Below are 19,000 nucleotides of genomic sequence, written 5' to 3' on the forward strand. Positions count from 1 at the left end.
ATTCCACCGGCGTCCCTCCGGCCCGCGGAGCCGGTCCGTAGAATAGACAGCGCGGCGCACGGCGCCGCAGTGATCCGTCAGCACCTTAATACAGGAGGTCCACTCCATGGCCGTTCTCGGCATCAGGACTCTCGGCGATCCGGTCCTCAGGACCCGGGCCGAAGAAGTCACCGACATCTCACCGGCCGTCCATCAGCTGGTGGACGACATGCTGGAGACCATGGAGGACGTGCACGGCGCCGGCCTCGCCGCGCCCCAGGTGGGCGTGGGCCAGCGCATCTTCACCTTCAACATCGACGGTGTGAAGGGCCACGTCATCAACCCCGTCCTCGTCAACAGCGAGGACCATCAGCCGGACGAACGCGAAGGGTGCCTCTCGGTGCCCGGCATCTCCGCCCCGGTCCGCCGGTTCCGGCAGACCACGGTCCGCGGGATCGATCGGGACGGCAATCCGGTGGAGCTGACGGCCGAGGGCATGCTCGCCCGGTGCTTCCAGCACGAGACGGACCACTTGGACGGCATCCTGTTCATCGATCGCCTGTCGGGTGAGGAACGGCGTCGAGCCCTCAAGACCCTTCGGAGCGGCGAGTACTCCGCGGCCGAGCGGGCGACGGTGGATCAGCGCGCCGGTTCCGTGGCCTCCGCCTTCAGCAAGGCGCCGTCGTCGGCGGCGAAGGGCCGTGGCTCCTTCGGGCAGGCGCTGTGAAGGTCCTGTTCGCCGGAACACCGGCGGTGGCCGTCCCGTCCCTCGACCGTCTGCTCGAGGCCGGATTCGAGGTGGTCGGTGTCCTGACCCGTCCCGACGCCCCGCTCGGCCGGAAGCGCGTCCTGACCCCCTCGCCCGTGGCGCAGCGCGCCGAGGAACTCGGGCTCGAGGTCATCAAGGCCTCCCGCATCACCCCGGAGGTGACGGATGAGATCGTGGCGACCGGCGCGGACGTCGGAGCGATCGTGGCCTTCGGCGGTCTGGTGCCGCAGTCCGCGCTCGACGCCCTCGAGCACGGCTGGATCAATCTCCACTTCTCTCTGCTGCCCTCCTGGCGCGGCGCGGCCCCCGTCCAGCATGCCCTCATCAACGGCGACGACGTCCTGGGCGCCTCGACGTTCCAGCTGGAGGCGGGCCTGGACACCGGTCCGGTGTTCGGCACCATGACCGAGACGGCACGGCCCGATGACACGAGCGGCGTGGTCCTCGAACGTCTGGCGGTGAGCGGTGCTGTCCTGCTCGCCCAGACGCTGTCGGCGATCGCCGCGGGCCGCGCGGAGGCCCGGCCTCAGGAAGGAACGCCGACGCTCGCCCCCAAACTCTCGCTGGAGGACGGCCGCCTCGACTGGTCCCAGCCGGCTCTGTCCTTGCACCGCCGCGCCCGGGGCGTCACTCCGGAACCCGGCGCATGGACCGAACTCGACGGCCAGCGCTTCAAGATCGGGTCCCTCGCGCTCCGGCCCGACGTCCGGGATCTGGCGCCGGGCACTCTGCGGCTCGTGGGGAAGTCCGTGGTGGTCGGCACCGGCAGTCACGGCCTGGAACTGCTCGAGGTGCAGCCCAGTGGCAAACGCATGATGTCAGCACGCGACTGGGCCCGTGGTCTGGCCGCCCTGGAGAAAGTGACCTTCGCATGAGTCAGCATCGGGGCACGCCCCAGTCCAGGGGCGGTTCAGGTTCGGGCGGCTCGGGCCGCTCCGGCGGCGGCCGGGATGCCGGCCGCCGGAACGCGCAGGGCCGTGAACGGCACCGCGGCAACAGTGGTGGAGGCCGGCAGTTCAGCTCCGCCGCACCTTCGCAGCGGTCCCGCCGCGCCGATCCGGCCCGTCTGGTCGCCTTCGAGGTGCTCCGAGCGGTGTCGGGCGCGGACGCCTACGCCAACCTGGTGCTGCCCGGGCTCATCCGCGAGCACCGGCTGGAACGCCGGGACGCCGCGTTCGCCACGGAACTCGCCTACGGGACCCTCCGTGGTCAGGGCAGCTACGACGGCATCCTGTCCGAATCGGTCGACCGGCCCCTGAAGGACCTGGACCCGGCCGTGCTCGACGTGCTCAGGCTCGGAGCGCACCAGCTCCTCGGCATGCGGGTCCCCGCGCATGCGGCCCTCGACGAGAGCGTCGGTCTGACGCGTGCCGTGATCGGCGCCGGTCCGTCCGGCCTGGTCAATGCGGTGCTCCGGAAGGTCAGTGCCCACACGCTGGAGGAGTGGCTGGACGAGATCGCCTCCCGCACGCCCGATGTCATCGAGCAGCTCGCCCTCCGTCAGGCCCACCCGGCGTGGATCGTGCGGGCCTTGCGCCAGGCGCTGGTCGGTCACGGACACGATGTCGCCGAGATCGAGGACCTCCTGGCTGCCGACAACGAGGCCCCGGTGGTGAACCTCGTGGCCCTCCCGTCGCTGGCGTCCGCACACGATCTCGATGACAGCGGCGCCGAGCCCGGTCCGTTGCTGGAGGGGTCCTGGCTGTCGGCAGGCGGCGATCTGGGCCGCATCCCGGCGGTGCGCGACGGCGTCGTGCGTGTGCAGGACGTCGGCTCTCAGCTGGTGGCCCGCGCTCTGGTGGCCGCGCCGCTCGAGGGCGGCGACGGCGCTCCGGAGCGCTGGCTCGACCTGTGCGCCGGCCCGGGCGGCAAGGCCGCTCTGCTCGCCGCTCTGGCGATCGACGCGGACGCGTCGCTGCTGGCCAACGAGGCTCAGCAGCACCGGGCCGACCTCGTCCGGCGCGCCCTTCAGCCGGTCCCCGAGGAACGCTGGGAGGTCCGCACCGGAGACGGCCGTGACGTCGGCGAGAAGCTCCCGGGGCAGTTCGACCGCGTCCTCGTCGACGTTCCCTGCACGGGCCTCGGCGCTCTGCGCCGTCGGCCGGAGTCCCGCTGGCGCCGCACCCCGAAGGACCTGACCGAACTCGGCCCGCTGCAGCGCCAGCTGCTGGACTCCGCGATCCAGGCCACCCGGCCGGGTGGCGTGATCGCCTATGTGACGTGCTCCCCGCACCTCGCCGAGACGCGCATGGTGGTGGACGACGTCCTCAAACGCCGCGACGATCTGGAACTCGTCGACGCGGGGCCCGTGATCGACGGGGTGGCCCGGGGAGAAACGCTGTCCGCCGACCACGGAGGATACGTCCAGCTCTGGCCCCATCAGCACGGGACGGACGCCATGTTCCTGGCGCTGCTCCGTAAGAAGACCCCCGCCGCGGCCCAGGCCTGAGCGGTCCAGCCCCTCCGAAGGAGAACGCATGCGCTGTTGCATCAATCCGAGCATCCTGTCCGCCGACTTCGTCAATCTTCAGGCGGAGCTGGACAGGATCGCCGCGGCCGACGCCGTCCACGTGGACGTCATGGACAACCACTTCGTGCCGAATCTGACCCTGGGGCTGCCGGTGGCGTCCCGGATCCAGGCGGTGAGCCCCATTCCGCTGGACGCCCACCTCATGATCGAGGACCCTGACCGCTGGGCCCCCGGGTTCGCGGACGCCGGCCTGGCCTCCGTCACGTTCCACGCCGAAGCGGCGACCGCTCCCATCAAACTGGCCCGTGAGCTGAGGGCCCGTGGCGCCAAGGCCGGCCTGGCACTCCGCCCGGCCACGCCGGTGGAGCCGTACCTGGACCTGCTCCATGAGTTCGACATGATCCTGGTGATGACCGTGGAGCCGGGCTTCGGCGGTCAGAGCTTCCTGGACGTCACGCTGCCCAAGATCCGGCGCGCCCGGGCGGCGATCGACGGCAGCGGCGCCGCCGTGCAGCTGCAGGTCGACGGCGGCGTCACCGAGGAGACGATCGTTCGGGCCGCCGAAGCCGGGGCGAACGTCTTCGTGGCGGGCAGCTCGGTCTACGGGGCGGAGGATCCGGAACGGGCCATCACGCGGCTGCGCGACATCGCGGAGAGCGTCTGGGCCGGCGCGCGTTCCTGACGAAATGTTTCCGGTGGCCGTCGGGAATGAACCGGCGGCCTCCGGACTTATGACACTATGTAATCCTGCTCCCAGCACCGGACGGTGAGGGGAACAGACACAATTTGATCAATCGTGCTCCGGGGTCGGTGAAAGTCCGAACCGGCGGTTATAGTCCGCGACCCGCCAGACCTTCATCGGTCTGCCGGTTGAGCCGGTGAAATTCCGGCACCGACAGTTAAAGTCTGGATGGGAGAAGCACGAACACAAGCCACGGGTCTGTCCCGTGCGTCCTTGTTGTCGCCCCCGGAGCCGCCGCGGTTCTCTGGAAAGGGTGAGACATGGACCTCTTGCGGTGGCTCTTCGAAGCGCAGATCCCAGTCGGTGGGACGGCGCTTCTGCTACGTGAAGTTCTCGGTAATGTTTTCGGTCTGGCGAGTGCCCTCGGTGGCATGCGCCGCCGCGTCTGGGCGTGGCCCGTGGGCATCGTGGGCAATCTGCTCCTGCTCACGGTGTTCCTGGGCAATGTGTTCGGCGCTGCCGCCCCCGCCACTCTGTGGGGACAGGCAGGCCGTCAGATCATGTTCATCGCGGTGGCCGTCTTCGGCTGGATCCGCTGGCGTCAGGGCAAGCGCGACGCCGACAGTCACGGCGTGGCCCTCGTGCCCCGCTGGGCCGGTGGCCGGGCCCGCGTGGCCCTCATCGCGGCCCTCCTGCTCGGCACGGGGCTCCTGACCCCGCTCTTCTCGCTTCTCGGTTCCTATCCTCCGGTGTGGGCGGACGCCTGGACCTTCGTGGGGTCGCTCCTGGCCACCTTCGGCATGGCCAAGGGCTGGACCGAGTTCTGGCTCATCTGGGTGGCCGTGGACGTCGTCGGCGTGCCGCTGCTGTTCAGCGCCGGGTATTACGCGAGCGGCTTCATGTACCTCTTCTACGGCGTCTTCACGCTGGTCGGTTTCTTCGTCTGGATGCGCGCCCAGAAGCGCGAGGCGCAGGCGCCTCCCGGGTACACCCACGACGACGGCGCACCCGTCACGGCGGAGGTGCGCTGAGTGAGTGGACATGACGTGAACGGCGCCTCCTTCACGGACATCGAACGGGCCGCGATGCACCAGGCCCTGGACGCCGCGCTCGGCGGCCCCCGGGGCGCCAACCCCCTCGTGGGGGCCGTGATCCTCGACCCCGAGGGCAGGGTCCTCAGCGTCGGGCACCACCGAGGAGCCGGTACCGCACATGCCGAGGCCGACGCGCTGGCCACGGCCCGTGAGCACGGCATCGACGTGACGGGCGGGACCATCCTCGTCACCCTGGAGCCCTGCAATCACCAGGGCCGCACCGGACCCTGCGCCCAGGCGATCATCGCCGCCGGACTGGCCCGGGTCATCTACGCGATCGACGATCCCCACGATCCCGCCGCGGGAGGCGCGGCGACACTGCGCGCCTCGGGCATCCAGGTGGACAGCGGACTGGGGGCCGAGCAGGCCCGGGCGCTGAACGCGCGGTGGCTCGCCGCCGTCGACGATCGCCGTCCGTTCGTGACCCTGCACATCGCCCAGACGCTGGACGCCCGCATCGCAGCGGAGGACGGCACCAGCCAGTGGATCTCGTCTCCCGAGTCGCTCCGGGACAACCATGCGATCCGGCAGCGGATCGATGCGATCCTCGTCGGAACCGGGACGGTGGAGATCGACGATCCGCGCCTCACCGCGCGCACCCCGGATGGTGAGCTCGCCGAGCATCAGCCCCTCCGCGCGGTGATGGGAGTGCGCCCGATCCCGGAGGGCGCCGCGATCGTCGGTGATGACGGCCGCGCCATCCACCTGGCCACACGGGAGCCGGCCGAGGCCCTCGCGGAGCTCTTCGACCGGGGTGTCCGTCACGTCATGGTCGAGGGCGGCAGCCGCATCATCGGGACCTTCCTCAGCGCCGGCCTGGTCGACGAACTCGTGGTCTACCAGGCCCCCACCCTCCTCGGCTCGGGGAAGAACTCCGTGGCCGGGCTGGGCATCCACACCCTTGCCGAAGCCCAGTCCTGGGACTGGGACCACTCGGACGGCGGCGCCGTGCGGCACCTGGGCCGCGATCTCCGCCTTCATCTTCAGCCGGCCACGCCGCAGTATTAAGGAATAGTCATGTTCACCGGAATCATCGCCGAACGCGGCACCGTCGCCGCGCTCCAGCAGCAGGACGGCAGTGCCGTCCTGACCCTCGACGTCCCCACGCTCGCCGAGGACCTCGGCCTGGGCGGCTCCATCGCGGTCAACGGCGTGTGCCTCACCGCCACGTCCCGTGAGGGCGGCCGCATCGACGTCGACGTGATGGGGGAGACCCTCGTCCGGACCACGATCGGCTCGCTCGAGCCGGGGGACCGGGTCAATCTCGAACGCTGCGTTCCCGCCGGCGGCCGCTTGGACGGGCACGTCGTGCAGGGCCACGTCGACGGCGTGGGCGCCCTTCTGGAACGCGAGAACCAGGGCAACTGGGACCGGCTGCGCTTCAGCATCCCGACGCCGCTGGCCCGGTATGTGGCGGAGAAGGGCTCCATCGCGATCGATGGCGTGTCCCTCACCGTCACCGCCGTCAGTCCTGCGACCGAGCCGGAGCAGTGGTTCGAGGTGGGGCTGATCCCGATCACCCTCGCGGAGACCGGGCTGGGGGACAAGAAGCCCGGGGAGGGCGTCAACCTGGAGGTCGACGTGCTCGCGAAGTACGCCGAGCGCCTGCTCTCCTTCCTGGACGGAGCGCGACGGTGAGCGGGCACTCCAGCGGTCCGCACGGCCTGGACCCCATCGAGGACGCCATCGCCGCGATCGCGGCGGGGCGCGCCGTCGTCGTCGTGGATGACGAGGACCGCGAGAACGAAGGCGACATCATCTTCGCCGCCCAGCACTCCACGCCCCAGCTCATGGGCTGGACCATCCGGCACAGCTCCGGCGTGATCTGCGTGCCGCTGACGGGGGACCAGGCGGACCGTCTGGAGCTGCCGCCCATGGTCGAGGTCAACCAGGACGCCAAAGGCACCGCGTACACCGTCAGCTGCGATGCGGCGGTCGGCGTGACCACCGGCATTTCGGCGACGGACCGGTCCTTGACGGTGAATCTCCTGGCCAGCGCGCACACTCGGCCCGAGGAACTGACCCGGCCCGGGCATATTTTCCCGTTGCGTGCCGTTGAAGGGGGAGTGCTTGAACGCCCTGGACACACCGAGGCGGCCGTGGACCTCTGCCGACTGGCCGGTGTCCAGGAAGCCGGCGTCATCGCCGAGATCGTTCACGACGATGGCGAAATGATGCGTCTGGCGGCGCTGCGTGACTTCGCAGCCACCCACGGTTGTCCTCTGGTGTCCATCGCCGACCTCGTGAGATACCTCCTGTTGGACGGCGAGCAGGCATGACTAGAGTGCATGGAGGAACTAGAGGAGGAACCATGAGTCCGGAACAGCCCAGTGGGACGCACCCCGTCAGCTCGGGGCCCATCGTCAAACTGCCCACGGCCTTCGGTGAGTTCGTGGCCCAGGCCTGGATCGATGAAGAAACCGGTGTGGAACATCTGGCCGTCAGTTCCCCCAACCCGCCCCGTGATGGACAGGCCCCACTCGTGCGCCTGCACTCCGAATGCCTCACGGGTGATGTGTTCGGCTCGTACCGCTGCGATTGCGGCGAGCAGCTCGCCCTGGCGCTCAATCTGATCCGCGAAGAGGGCGGCACGCTGCTCTACCTGCGCGGCCAGGAGGGCCGCGGCATCGGGCTGGCCAACAAGATCAAGGCGTACGCGCTGCAGGAGGCCGGGTTCGACACGGTGGAGGCCAATGAGCAGCTCGGCCTGCCCGTGGACGCCCGCAGCTACAACGCGGCCGCTCAGATCCTCGCGGAGATGGGCCTGACGGAGATCCGTCTGCTCAGCAACAACCCGGACAAGGAGCACCGTCTTGCGACTGCCGGGGTCCGGGTGGTGGAGATGGTCCCCACCGAGGTGCCCAGCCGCGAGGAGAACCTCCGGTACCTCCGGACCAAGAAGGACCGCATGGATCACCGGCTCAGCCTGGAGGTTCTCGATGTGGAGATCCCCGGAGCGAACTCCTGATGACCAGCCAGCCCGACCAGAAAGCGAGCACCGCATGAGCGGCCACGGAGCACCCACCATCACCCTCGACGCCGGCGCGGAGCAGCAGCCGCTGCGCGTGGCCGTCATCGCCGCGAGCTGGCACCGGGAGGTGATGGACGGTCTGCTGGCCGCCGCCCAGGCGGCGGCCGCCGACGCCGGACTGACCGACGTCACGGTGGTCACGGTCCCCGGCACCTTCGAACTGAGCGTCGCCGCGGCGCGTCTGGCGCCGCACTACGATGCCCTCGTGGCACTCGGGGTCGTCATCCGTGGTGGCACGCCGCACTTCGACTACGTCTGCCAGTCCGCGACGCTCGGCCTGACCCAGGTGTCGGTGAACACCGGAGTGCCGGTCGGCTTCGGCGTCCTCACCTGCGACAACGAACAGCAGGCACTGGACCGGGCGGGACTCCCGGGGTCCTCCGAGGACAAGGGCCGTGAGGCGCTCGAAGCCGCCGTGGCCACCGCGCTGACGCTGCGGTCCACGCTCGCCCAGCAGGACTGATCCGTCGCAGGGGTGGGCAAGATCACCCCTGGCGGCTCTGTAACGCCCCCGGCCCGTTTCGGGCCGGGGGCCCGGTTCACAGTAGGGTATGACACGTGAAGAATTTCGAGGCGCTCTTCGCTGAATTGAGCGAAAAAGCCGACACCCGGCCCGAAGGTTCGCGTACCGTCGCTGAACTGGATTCGGGCGTGCACGGGATCGGCAAGAAGGTTGTGGAAGAGGCCGCCGAAGTCTGGATGGCGGCGGAGTACGAATCCGATGAGGCGGCTGCGGAGGAGATCTCCCAGCTCCTGTACCACCTTCAGGTCCTGATGCTTGCCAAAGGCCTGACCCTCGAAGACGTCTACAAGCATCTCTAGCCGCTCGGCGCGGCAAGCGCCCGGCGGCTGGCGTCGTTCCCGGCCCTGCCTTCCCGCGGGACGGGACGGCTCACGTCTCTCCAGTTCACAGACCACTGCGGGCCGAGGGCCCGGACACGAAAGATGCTTGAAGACATATGTTGCGCGTAGCAGTTCCCAATAAAGGTTCCCTTTCCGAAGCCGCCGCGGCGATGCTGGCCGAAGCCGGCTACCGCCAGCGCCGGGACAACCGTGAGCTCGTCATGGTGGACCCCGACAACGATGTGGAGTTCTTCTTCCTCCGTCCCCGTGACATCGCGGTGTACGTGGGGCAGGGCACCCTGGACGTCGGCATCACCGGACGCGACCTCCTCCTGGACGCCCAGGTGGACGCGGTCGAGATGCTCGAACTCGGTTTCGCCGCGTCGACCTTCCGCTTCGCCGGGCCCGTCGGCGACTTCCAGAGCGTCGAGCAGCTGGCCGGCAAGCGCCTGGCCACCAGCTACGACGGCCTCCTCCGCGATTACCTCGCGAACCTCGGCATCGACGCCAAGGTGGTCCGTCTGGACGGCGCGGTCGAATCCTCGGTGCGCCTCGGCGTCGCCGACGCGATCGCCGACGTCGTCGAGACCGGCAACACCCTGAAGGCCGCCGGCATGGAGATCTTCGGCGAGCCGATCCTGAAGTCGCAGGCCGTGCTGATCGGCCGTCCGGGCGAGAACAACCCCGCCGCCGAGGTGCTCATCCGGCGACTGCAGGGCGTGCTCGTGGCGCGTCAGTACGTCCTGGTGGACTACGACATCCGCAAGGACCTGGTGGAGGAGGCCGCGGCTCTGACGCCGGGTCTGGAATCTCCCACGGTGTCGCCGCTGCGTGACTCCGATTGGGTCGCCGTGCGGTCGATGGTGCTCAAGAAGTCCACCAATCAGGTCATGGATGAGCTCTACGACCTGGGCGCCCGTGCCATCCTGGTGAGCAGCATCCACGCCTGCCGCATCTGAGCCACCCGACGAGAACCCAGGAGGAACCATGGCAGTCGCCATCCGCGTGATCCCCTGCCTTGACGTCGACGCCGGCCGCGTGGTCAAGGGAGTCAACTTCAAAGGCCTCCGCGACGCCGGAGACCCGGTCGAGCTGGCTCACCGTTACGACCGCGCCGGGGCGGACGAGCTGACGTTCCTGGACGTCACCGCGAGCTCCGGCAACCGCGAGACCACGTTCGACGTCGTCCGCCGCACCGCCGAGGAGATCTTCATCCCTCTCACGGTCGGCGGCGGTGTGCGCGGCGTGGCCGAAGTGGACAAGCTGCTGCGCTACGGCGCGGACAAGGCGTCCATCAACACGGCCGCCGTCGCGCGTCCCGACGTGATCGATGAGATCACCCGGCACTTCGGCTCCCAGGTCCTGGTGCTCTCCGTGGACGCGCGCCGTGTCCCGGAGGGCGCGGACAGCACGACCCCGTCGGGCTTCGAGGTGACGACCCACGGCGGGCGCCAGGGGACCGGCATCGACGCGATCGCCTGGGCACGGGAGGCCGCCGACCGGGGTGTGGGGGAGATCCTGCTGAACTCGATCGACGCCGACGGCACCAAGGACGGTTTCGATCTCGAGATGATCCGCGCCGTGCGGGCCGCCGTGAACATCCCGCTCATCGCCTCGGGCGGGGCCGGGATTCCGGAGCACTTCCCGCCGGCCATCGAAGCGGGTGCGGACGCCGTCCTCGCCGCGTCGATGTTCCACTTCGGCCCGGACGACATGATCGCCCAGGTCAAGACCGCCATCCGCGACGCCGGGTACGAGGTCCGCTGACGTCGCGTCAGGCGCACCGCGGGGCCGGAGCGCCCCGCCGGAACTGACGAGGGACCCTGCCAGGCGGCAGGGTCCCTCGTCAGTTCAATACCTCATCAGTTCGTGGTGAGGCGCAGATTCAGGCGCCGAGCGTCGCCGAACGGAGCAGGGCGACGGCGTCGGGCTGCCCCTCGAAGGACACCAGCGCATGCGAGGCGCGGCCGTAGGCATGCAGCATGAGCTCGGCAGGATCGCCGAGGATGGCGACCGAGTCCGGAGCCCGCCGGGCCACGTGCCGCGGACCGTTCGGACGGACCAGCACGATCCCGAGATCGACGCCGCGGTAGAGCAGGGCGGCGCGCTTCACCAGATCCGCCCAGAGGGCTTCGGCGTATGAGTCGTCCAGGGCACGCGGCGCCCAGCGGTCCCCGGCGCGGCGGACGTCCTCGGCGTGCACGAAGTACTCTGCGAGATTGGCCAGCTCTGCGACCGCGGGGATGCCCCAGGGGGAGAAGCGGGACGGGCCGGCGCGGAACTGCTCCACGAGCTTGACGTAGGGGCCGTCATCCAGGGTGGACGCGAGCTCTTCGATCGCCTGATCCGTGGCAGGCGCCAGGGCCTTGACCGCGAGACCGAGAGCGACCCGCGGGCTGTTCTCCCGCAAGTGCAAGTGCGCCAGCAGGTGGCGCGTCTTCCACCCCTCGCAGAGGGTGGGCGCGTCGGGACCGGCCGCGAGCAAGGTCTCGGCCAGGAATTCTCGGGAGGGGGCCACAAAACGCATCACTGTGAACCTAACACGAGAGGCGGTTCCCGGCGCTGCATGGCACACCGCGCGACGCGGCGTTGCGCGCGGAGCGGACCACGGTGACGGTCGGCGTCACCGAGAAGGGTCGAGGCAGGGCGGCAGGGCTCGCCGTACTAGACTGGATCGCGATGTCTGAACAGCCCATTCCCCCTCTTTCCGGCGCGTCCACCGGCCCCGAGCCGGCCACCGAGCTCGCTTCTGACGTGGCGTCGCGCCTCAAGCGCGATGACCACGGTCTGGTGGCGGCCGTCATCCAGCAGCATGACACCGGCGAAGTCCTCATGCTCGGCTGGATGGACGACGAAGCGCTCCGCCGCACCCTCACCACGGGAAGGGTCACCTTCTGGTCCCGGTCGCGGCAGGAGTACTGGCGCAAGGGGGACACCTCGGGCCATGTGCAGTGGGTCAAGTCCGTCGCGCTGGACTGCGACGGCGATGCGCTCCTGGTGCGCGTCGACCAGGTGGGCGCCGCCTGCCACACGGGAACGCGGACCTGCTTCGACGGCCGGGAGCTGCCCGCCGTCGTCGGGTCCCGGGACGCCGGCCCGGCGGCCGCTGAGGAACTGACCGCTGACGACACGACGACGGAAGGTGCACGCTAGTGCTGGAGACCACCGCACTGACCCCGAGCCTGAACGAGTTCCGGACCCTGGCGCGCGAGCACCGGGTGATCTCGGTGACGCTGAAGGTGCTGGCCGACGCGGAGACGCCGATCAGCCTCTACCGCAAGCTCGCCCTGGCCGACGACGGCGCCGCGAAGCCCGGGACGTTCCTCTTCGAGTCCGCCGCTGTCGGGGGGTCCTGGAGCCGCTACTCCTTCATCGGCGCCCACAGCCGGGCGACGCTGACGACGCGCGACGGCGAGGCGTTCTGGCAGGGCGAGCCGCCCCAGGGGGTGCCCACCTCCGGGAACCCGGCCGAGGCCCTGCGCCTCACCCTCGAGGCGCTGCGCACCGAGCGCCACGCCGACCTGCCGCCGCTGACGTCGGGCCTGGTGGGCTTCGTCGGCTGGGAGACCGTGCGGCACTGGGAACGGCTGGTCCACCCGCCGCAGGACGATCTGAACCTGCCGGAGCTCGCCCTCAACCTGGCGAGCGACATCGCGGTCCACGACAATGTGGACGGCTCGGTGCTCCTCGTGGCCAACGCCATCAACATGGACGACAGCCCGGAACGGGTGGACGAGGCCTACCAGGACGCCGTCAACCGTCTCGACACCATGCTGAAGCGCCTGCAGCGTCCGGCCGCACCGGCCATCGCCGCCCTCGCCCCGAGCCGCGACTACCAGGAGTCCGTGCAGCACCGCTGGCCCGAACCGCAGTACCTCGAGGCCATCGACCGCGGCAAGGAGGCCATCCGCGACGGCGAGGTCTTCCAGGTGGTCATCTCCCGGCGTTTCGAGCTGGACTGCGCCGCCAGTGCTCTGGACGTCTACCGGATGCTGCGCAACAGCAACCCCAGCCCGTACATGTACCTCTGCAACTTCGAGGATCCGGAGGGCCGGGAGTACGCAATCGTCGGCTCCAGCCCCGAAGCGCTCGTGACGGTCACGGATCGCGAGGTGATCACTCACCCGATCGCCGGGTCCCGGCCGCGCGGCAAGACCCATGACGCCGACGTCGCGCTGGCCGAGGAGCTCCTCGCGGACACGAAGGAACGCGCCGAGCACCTCATGCTGGTGGATCTGTCCCGCAACGACCTCTCGCGGGTCTGCACCGCCGGCACGGTGGACGTCACCCAGTTCATGGAGGTGGAGCGCTTCAGCCACATCATGCACCTGGTCTCCACCGTGGTGGGGCAGCTCGCCCCGGGCTCCACGGCGTACGACGTGCTCGCCTCCACCTTCCCGGCCGGCACGCTCTCCGGTGCTCCGAAGCCGCGGGCGCTGAGTCTCCTGGACGAACTGGAGCCGCACCGTCGCAGCGTCTACGGGGGAGTGGTCGGCTATCTCGACTTCGCCGGGGACATGGACATGGCCATCGCGATCCGCACGGCGCTCCTGCTGGACGGCAAGGCGTATGTCCAGGCCGGTGGCGGCATCGTCGCCGATTCCCATAAGCCGGACGAGGCACTGGAGACCGTGAACAAGGCTGCCGCGCCGCTGCGTGCCGCGCACCTCGCCTCCGCTCTGCGCGATGCGGAGCCCGGTCTCGCCACGTCCCTCGCGGAAGGCCAGTGATGGGCCGTCCCGCAGCTCCCCGCTGGTCCCGCAAGGCCACGGTCGTGCTCGTGACGGTGCTGTGCGCCGTCGCGGTCTTCGGCACCACGACCCAGAGCTGGGTCAACGTCGTCCTGGCGCAGAGCGGTGTCAGGATGCCCGATATCCACGTCGCCGGCAGCAAGGCCGCCACGGCGGTCACGGCCCTCGCCGTGGTGGCGGTCGCCGGCGCGATCGCCAGCAGCATCGCGGGCCGCGTCGCCCGGTGGGTGGTCGCCGTGGCGATCGCTCTCTCCGGTGTGGGCATCGTGTCGGCCGGCCTGACCGTGCTGAACGATCCCCGCGCCGCGGCGCAGGGAGAGATCAGCCGCCAGACCGGCGTCGCGAACGGGCCGGCGGAGGTCAGCCTCACCACGTTCCCGGTGCTCGCCGTGATCTTCGGCGCCCTCCTCATCCTGTGCGCAGTGTGGCTGGTCCTCGCCTCACGGCACTGGGCGGGCAGCTCGAAGTACGACGGCGCCGCGGGCCGGTCCCGTGCCGCGGCGAAGGGCTCCGCGAGCCCCTCCGCGACGGCCGAGGAGGCCGCCGACGACGAGCCCCTCGACGCAATCGACAGCTGGGATCAGCTCAGCAAGGGGCACGACCCCAGCTAGGCCCGTCCGGCAGGTGGGCGCGGCGGCTCCGCTGCGCCTGGACCTGCACAATCAATGGCAGAATGTAGTTAGTTTCATTCCTGAGGAGTATCACCATGAGCAAAGCCACTGTTTCCGCCAGCCAGTCCACCGAGTCCCACGCGGACGAGATCGGACACGGCAACAGCCCGGCTGCCTGGACCTGCGTGGCCATCATGCTGGTGGGCGCCCTGGTCTCGTCCATCGCCTTCGTTCTGGCCAGCGCGCCGGTGTTCTGGGGCGGCATCGGCGTCATGGTGATCGGTCTCCTGGCCGGGTTCGCCATGCGCAAGGCCGGTTACGGCGTCGGCGGCAGCAAGCTCAAGAACAGCCACTGATCTGTGACTGTCCTCGACGACATCATCGCGGGAGTCCGCGAAGACCTTGAGGCGCGTCGGCTGTCCCAGGCCGAGATCGAGGACGCCGCGCGTGCCGCGGCACCCGCCCGGGATGCCTGGGCCGCCCTCGGTGGCGGTCAGCCCGACGCCGGGCTGAAGGTCATCGCGGAGATCAAGCGGAGCAGCCCCTCCAAGGGCGAGCTGGCCGGGATCGTCGATCCGGCGGCCCTGGCGGAGCAGTACGTCTCCGGCGGCGCCTCCGTCATCTCGGTCCTGACCGAGCAGCGCCGCTTCAAGGGCAGCCTCGCCGATCTGGACGCGGTGCGCGCCCGGGTCGACGTGCCGCTGCTCCGCAAGGACTTCACGGTGGACGAGTACCAGATCTGGGAGGCCCGGGCCCACGGCGCCGACCTCATCCTGCTGATCGCCGCCGCGCTCGATGACGCGCAGCTCAAGGACTTCAGCGACCTCACCCACGAGCTGGGCATGAACGTCCTGCTGGAGACCCACACGCTCGAGGAGATCGAGCGGGCCGCGGCCGTGGAGGCCCGCATCATCGGCGTCAACGTCCGCAATCTGAAGACCCTCGACGTCGACCGCGGCGTCTTCGGCGGGCTGGCCTCGGCCATTCCGGCCGGAGCGATCGCGGTGGCGGAGTCGGGCGTCCGCGGTGTCGAGGATGCCGTGCACTACGCGTCCCAGGGTGCGCAAGCGCTCCTGGTGGGCGAGGCTCTCGTCACGACCGAGGACCCCCGCCGGCTGCTGCAGGACTTCCGCGAGGCCGGCACGCGGGCCATGCCGGCACGGCGCGGCTGAACAGCTCTACGAACACGCCCGGCGATGCCCACGCGGCGTCGCCGGTCCGAACCGAAACACAGAGGACGGTGAGCGCGATGGCGGAGAACGCATCGCAGAACCCCGGGCAGGGCGCGGCTGAAGAGCAGGCGTTCGGGGACCCCGCTGAGGCATTCCTGGCGGGACGGCAGGCGGAGCAGCCCGACGGCGGCAGCGCCGCGGACCGAGGCCCGCTGCGTCACGCGGAAGGACCGTACTTCGGTGAATACGGCGGCCGCTGGATGCCCGAGTCCCTCATCGCCGCTCTGGACGAGCTGGAAGACACCTTCAACAAGGCCCGGCTGGATCCCGATTTCCTCGCGGAGATTTCCGAGCTGAACAAGAACTACTCGGGCCGCCCGAGCCTGCTCACCGAGGCCAAGCGCTTCTCCGAGCACGCCGGTGGCGCCCGCGTCTTCCTCAAGCGCGAAGACCTCAACCACACCGGTTCGCACAAGATCAACAACGTGCTGGGCCAGGCCCTGCTGGCCAAGCGCATGGGCAAGACCCGCGTGATCGCGGAGACCGGCGCGGGACAGCACGGCGTCGCCTCGGCCACCGCCGCCGCCCTCATGGGCTTGGAGTGCGTCGTCTACATGGGCGCCGAGGACTGCCGCCGGCAGGCCCTCAACGTGGCCCGCATGCAGCTGCTGGGCGCCACGGTCATTCCCGTCACGAACGGCTCCCAGACGCTGAAGGACGCCATCAACGAGGCGCTGCGCGACTGGGTGACCAACGTCGACACCACGCACTACCTGCTCGGCACGGCGGCCGGAGCCCACCCGTTCCCGGCCATGGTCCGCTTCTTCCACGAGGTCATCGGCGACGAGGCCCGCGAGCAGATCCTGACCCAGACCGGCCGTCTGCCGGACGCGGTCTGTGCCTGCATCGGCGGCGGTTCGAACGCGATCGGCATCTTCCACGGCTTCCTGGACGACCCCGAGGTCGCCATCTACGGCTTCGAGGCCGGCGGCGACGGCGTGGAGACCGGACGGCATGCGGCCACCATCACGCTCGGCCGCCCGGGCGTGTTGCACGGCGCGCGCTCCTACCTGATGCAGGACGAGGACGGCCAGACCGTGGAGTCTCACTCCATCTCCGCCGGCCTGGACTACCCGGGCGTCGGCCCGGAGCACTCCTACCTGCACGACATCGGCCGCGTGACCTATGAGCCGATCACGGACACCGAGGCGATGGACGCCTTCAAGCTGCTGTCGCAGACCGAGGGCATCATCCCGGCCATCGAGTCCTCCCACGCCCTCGCCGGCGCCATCAAGGTCGGCCGGCGGCTGACCGAGGGCAAGGAGGACCCCAGCGAGGTCATCATCGTGGTCAACCTGTCGGGCCGCGGTGACAAGGACGTCCAGACCGCCGCCGAATGGTTCGACATGCTCGACGAGGACGGGAACGTCCGCGGCACCACGCTTTCCACACGTCACAGCACCACGGGTGAGGAGTCCCTGGCATGATCCACTCCAAGGCCGCGGCCGCCATCGACAAGGCGAAGGCCGAGGGGCGCTCCGCCCTGATCGGCTACCTGCCTGCCGGATACCCGGATGTCCAGACGAGCATCGACGCCGGCATCGCCCTGGCGAAGAATGGTGCGGACATCATCGAGATCGGCATCCCGTACTCGGACCCCGTCATGGACGGCCCGGTCATCCAGGCCGCGACCACCGAGGCTCTCGCGAACGGCTTCCACGTGGCGAGCGTCTTCGACGTCGTCAAGGGCATCACCGAGGCGAGCGATGCCGCCGTCGTGGTCATGACCTACTGGAACCCGGTCATGCGGCTGGGCGTCGACGAGTTCGCACGCCGCCTGGCGGAAGCCGGGGGAGCGGGCCTGGTCACGCCGGACCTCATCCCCGACGAGGCTGCCGAGTGGGTCGCCGCCTCGGACAAGTACTCGCTGGACCGCATCTTCCTGGTGGCGCCGTCCTCCACGCCGGAGCGCCTCAGCATGACGGTCCAGGCGAGCCGCGGCTTCGTGTACGCCGTCTCGGTCATGGGCGTCACCGGCGCCCGCGGCGCCGTGAGCAACCTCGCCGAGAGCCTCGTGGCAGCCACCCACGCCGCCGGCGCAGAACGCGTGTGCGTCGGGCTGGGCGTGTCCCGGGCCGAGCACGTCCGGGAGATCGCCTCCTATGCCGATGGCGTGATCGTGGGCTCCGCCCTGGTCTCGGCACTCCGCGATGGCGGCGTCCCCGCCGTCGCACAGCTCACTCAGGAACTCAGCGCCGGATTCACCCCGGCCGGATAGGAACCCGGTATGCAGACCGCCCTGATGGCGACCCAGCTCCCTGCCAGCATCCCCAGCCCCAGCTGGTCGGGGTTCGAGCTGGGACCGCTCAGCATCAGGGCGTACGCCCTGTGCATCCTGCTCGGCATCGTGGTGGGCCTCTGGCTCACCGCGGTGCGCTGGAAGCGCCGCGGCACGCCCGAGGGCAGCCTGTGGGACATCGCCATCTGGGCGATCCCGTTCGGCATCATCGGCGGTCGCCTCTACCATGTCTTCTCCTCGCCCGCGCAGTACTTCGGCCCGAACTTCGACGGCACGGGTGACCTCAGCCTGATCCCTCAGATCTGGCGCGGCGGCCTGGGCATCTGGGGCGCGGTGGTCCTGGGTGCGGTCGGCGCCTGGATCGGCTGCCGCCGGTCCGGGGTGAAGCTGAGCGCGTTCATGGACGCGGCGGCGCCCGGCCTGCTGCTCGCCCAGGCGATCGGCCGCTGGGGCAACTGGTTCAACCAGGAGCTCTTCGGCGCTCCCACGGACCTGCCGTGGGGCCTGCAGATCGACCCGCAGAACCCGAACTTCCCCGCGGACGCGGCTCCGGGCACGCTGTTCCACCCGACGTTCCTCTACGAGAGCCTCTGGAACCTGGTCGGCGTCGTCATCCTCCTGCTGCTGGACCGCCGGTTCCACTTCCGCCGCGCCCGCCTCTTCGCCCTGTACGCCGCGTACTACTGCCTGGGCCGCGTCTGGATCGAACTGCTCCGGATCGACGACGCCGAGCACATCACCCTCTTCGGCGTCACCACCCGCCTCAACGTCTGGACGAGCATCTTCGTCCTCATCGCGGCTCTCCTGTACTTCGTGATCGCCGGATTCGGGCGCTCGAAGCGGGGCGACACCCCGTACCTGAAGGGTCGCGAGCCGGAGCCCGAGGCGCCGGCCGACAGTCATGAACCGGAAGTTACCATCCAGGATGCGGAAGGTTCCGTCTCAGATGGTGGTCCTCGTGGTAGTGTCGCTGCAACACCGAGCGATGCTGCAACCGATGATGACCCTGCAGCAGCCCAGCCCGAAGCGGACGCCACCCCCCAGTCCGCGGGCCCGGAAGCCTCCTCCTCGTCCACCGACCAGGAATCCCGGAACTGAATCCAGCCACGGCCCCGCCCCGTCACGACGGGGGCGGCCTGATGCCGCCCCTCAGAGGGGTGTAACCATTCGTTCGGTGACCGCTGGTGACCTACAATCGCTAGTATCAATCGCCTTGTTGCGCTCGTCACAATGACGCGCGAACGACTGGGGCCAATGTTGTCCCCTCCACCAGCTCGACCAGGAGGAAGGACGCTCCGT

General features: G+C 69.8%; 22 protein-coding genes and 1 riboswitch. Of the genes, 21 read left to right on the forward strand and 1 reads right to left on the reverse strand.

What is annotated here, in order from left to right; translation table 11 throughout:
• Positions 1-106: 106 nt before the first annotated feature.
• The 13 genes from def to hisF all read left to right on the forward strand — a co-directional run bounded on the left by def (position 107) and on the right by hisF (position 10,635).
• Positions 107-706 (forward strand): peptide deformylase, encoded by a 600-nt coding sequence (gene def, locus BLV63_RS10165; RefSeq protein ID WP_066212331.1) that lies wholly within the window; start codon positions 107-109, stop codon positions 704-706.
• Positions 703-1,623, forward strand: coding sequence for a methionyl-tRNA formyltransferase (fmt, locus tag BLV63_RS10170; protein WP_066212334.1), 921 nt, complete (start codon positions 703-705; stop codon positions 1,621-1,623). Before def ends, fmt begins: the two co-directional genes overlap by 4 nt.
• Positions 1,620-3,197, forward strand: coding sequence for an RsmB/NOP family class I SAM-dependent RNA methyltransferase (locus BLV63_RS10175; RefSeq protein WP_066212335.1), 1,578 nt, complete (start codon positions 1,620-1,622; stop codon positions 3,195-3,197). The genes fmt and BLV63_RS10175 overlap by 4 nt, the downstream gene beginning before the upstream one ends.
• A 28-nt stretch (positions 3,198-3,225) precedes the next feature.
• Entirely contained in the window at positions 3,226-3,900 is a 675-nt protein-coding gene (gene rpe, locus BLV63_RS10180; RefSeq protein ID WP_066212338.1) for a ribulose-phosphate 3-epimerase, read from the forward strand.
• A 110-nt stretch (positions 3,901-4,010) separates the two neighbouring features.
• Positions 4,011-4,145, forward strand: a riboswitch (FMN riboswitch).
• A 75-nt stretch (positions 4,146-4,220) separates the two neighbouring features.
• Complete coding sequence (pnuC, locus tag BLV63_RS10185; protein ID WP_066212340.1) at positions 4,221-4,931, forward strand: nicotinamide riboside transporter PnuC; 711 nt, start codon at positions 4,221-4,223, stop codon at positions 4,929-4,931.
• A 54-nt stretch (positions 4,932-4,985) separates the two neighbouring features.
• Positions 4,986-6,002: a bifunctional diaminohydroxyphosphoribosylaminopyrimidine deaminase/5-amino-6-(5-phosphoribosylamino)uracil reductase RibD gene (gene ribD, locus BLV63_RS10190; RefSeq protein ID WP_066213036.1), complete on the forward strand. Its 1,017-nt coding sequence runs from the start codon at positions 4,986-4,988 to the stop codon at positions 6,000-6,002.
• Between the two features lie 9 nt (positions 6,003-6,011).
• A complete protein-coding gene (locus tag BLV63_RS10195; protein ID WP_066212342.1) occupies positions 6,012-6,632 on the forward strand; it encodes a riboflavin synthase in 621 nt (206 codons plus the stop codon).
• Complete coding sequence (gene ribB, locus BLV63_RS10200; protein WP_066212346.1) at positions 6,629-7,273, forward strand: 3,4-dihydroxy-2-butanone-4-phosphate synthase; 645 nt, start codon at positions 6,629-6,631, stop codon at positions 7,271-7,273. The genes BLV63_RS10195 and ribB overlap by 4 nt, the downstream gene beginning before the upstream one ends.
• A 32-nt stretch (positions 7,274-7,305) precedes the next feature.
• Positions 7,306-7,962, forward strand: a complete 657-nt coding sequence (gene ribA / locus BLV63_RS10205; protein ID WP_174521254.1) for a GTP cyclohydrolase II — start codon at positions 7,306-7,308, stop codon at positions 7,960-7,962.
• Between the two features lie 34 nt (positions 7,963-7,996).
• Entirely contained in the window at positions 7,997-8,488 is a 492-nt protein-coding gene (gene ribH, locus BLV63_RS10210) for a 6,7-dimethyl-8-ribityllumazine synthase (protein ID WP_066212352.1), read from the forward strand.
• A gap of 95 nt (positions 8,489-8,583) precedes the next feature.
• Entirely contained in the window at positions 8,584-8,847 is a 264-nt protein-coding gene (locus tag BLV63_RS10215; protein WP_066212354.1) for a phosphoribosyl-ATP diphosphatase, read from the forward strand.
• Between the two features lie 137 nt (positions 8,848-8,984).
• Positions 8,985-9,827 (forward strand): ATP phosphoribosyltransferase, encoded by an 843-nt coding sequence (gene hisG / locus BLV63_RS10220; protein WP_066212356.1) that lies wholly within the window; start codon positions 8,985-8,987, stop codon positions 9,825-9,827.
• 28 nt (positions 9,828-9,855) lie between these two features.
• Positions 9,856-10,635: an imidazole glycerol phosphate synthase subunit HisF gene (hisF, locus tag BLV63_RS10225; RefSeq protein ID WP_066212359.1), complete on the forward strand. Its 780-nt coding sequence runs from the start codon at positions 9,856-9,858 to the stop codon at positions 10,633-10,635.
• 118 nt (positions 10,636-10,753) lie between these two features.
• Here the strand turns inward: hisF and BLV63_RS10230 are convergent, their stop codons facing one another.
• Complete coding sequence (locus BLV63_RS10230) at positions 10,754-11,395, reverse strand: TIGR03085 family metal-binding protein (RefSeq protein ID WP_066212361.1); 642 nt, start codon at positions 11,393-11,395, stop codon at positions 10,754-10,756.
• A gap of 152 nt (positions 11,396-11,547) precedes the next feature.
• On the opposite strand from BLV63_RS10230, the gene hisI reads away from it, so the two are divergent.
• The 8 genes from hisI to lgt all read left to right on the forward strand — a co-directional run bounded on the left by hisI (position 11,548) and on the right by lgt (position 18,799).
• Complete coding sequence (gene hisI / locus BLV63_RS10235) at positions 11,548-12,021, forward strand: phosphoribosyl-AMP cyclohydrolase (protein WP_066212364.1); 474 nt, start codon at positions 11,548-11,550, stop codon at positions 12,019-12,021.
• A complete protein-coding gene (locus BLV63_RS10240; RefSeq protein WP_066212367.1) occupies positions 12,021-13,598 on the forward strand; it encodes an anthranilate synthase component I in 1,578 nt (525 codons plus the stop codon). The genes hisI and BLV63_RS10240 overlap by 1 nt, the downstream gene beginning before the upstream one ends.
• Positions 13,598-14,230: a Trp biosynthesis-associated membrane protein gene (locus BLV63_RS10245; protein ID WP_066212368.1), complete on the forward strand. Its 633-nt coding sequence runs from the start codon at positions 13,598-13,600 to the stop codon at positions 14,228-14,230. The genes BLV63_RS10240 and BLV63_RS10245 overlap by 1 nt, the downstream gene beginning before the upstream one ends.
• A gap of 95 nt (positions 14,231-14,325) precedes the next feature.
• Complete coding sequence (locus BLV63_RS10250) at positions 14,326-14,586, forward strand: HGxxPAAW family protein (protein WP_066212372.1); 261 nt, start codon at positions 14,326-14,328, stop codon at positions 14,584-14,586.
• A gap of 3 nt (positions 14,587-14,589) precedes the next feature.
• Positions 14,590-15,402: an indole-3-glycerol phosphate synthase TrpC gene (gene trpC / locus BLV63_RS10255; protein ID WP_066212374.1), complete on the forward strand. Its 813-nt coding sequence runs from the start codon at positions 14,590-14,592 to the stop codon at positions 15,400-15,402.
• Between the two features lie 77 nt (positions 15,403-15,479).
• A complete protein-coding gene (gene trpB / locus BLV63_RS10260) occupies positions 15,480-16,889 on the forward strand; it encodes a tryptophan synthase subunit beta (RefSeq protein ID WP_082724069.1) in 1,410 nt (469 codons plus the stop codon).
• Complete coding sequence (trpA, locus tag BLV63_RS10265) at positions 16,886-17,680, forward strand: tryptophan synthase subunit alpha (protein WP_066212376.1); 795 nt, start codon at positions 16,886-16,888, stop codon at positions 17,678-17,680. Before trpB ends, trpA begins: the two co-directional genes overlap by 4 nt.
• 9 nt (positions 17,681-17,689) lie before the next feature.
• Positions 17,690-18,799 carry a prolipoprotein diacylglyceryl transferase gene (gene lgt / locus BLV63_RS10270; RefSeq protein WP_066212378.1) on the forward strand — a complete coding sequence of 370 codons (1,110 nt, stop codon included), beginning with the start codon at positions 17,690-17,692 and terminating at the stop codon, positions 18,797-18,799.
• The last annotated feature ends 201 nt before the right edge of the window (positions 18,800-19,000 follow it).

Origin of the sequence: Arthrobacter woluwensis (genome assembly GCF_900105345.1) — a bacterium.
Classification (GTDB): Bacteria; Actinomycetota; Actinomycetes; order Actinomycetales; family Micrococcaceae; genus Arthrobacter_E; species Arthrobacter_E woluwensis.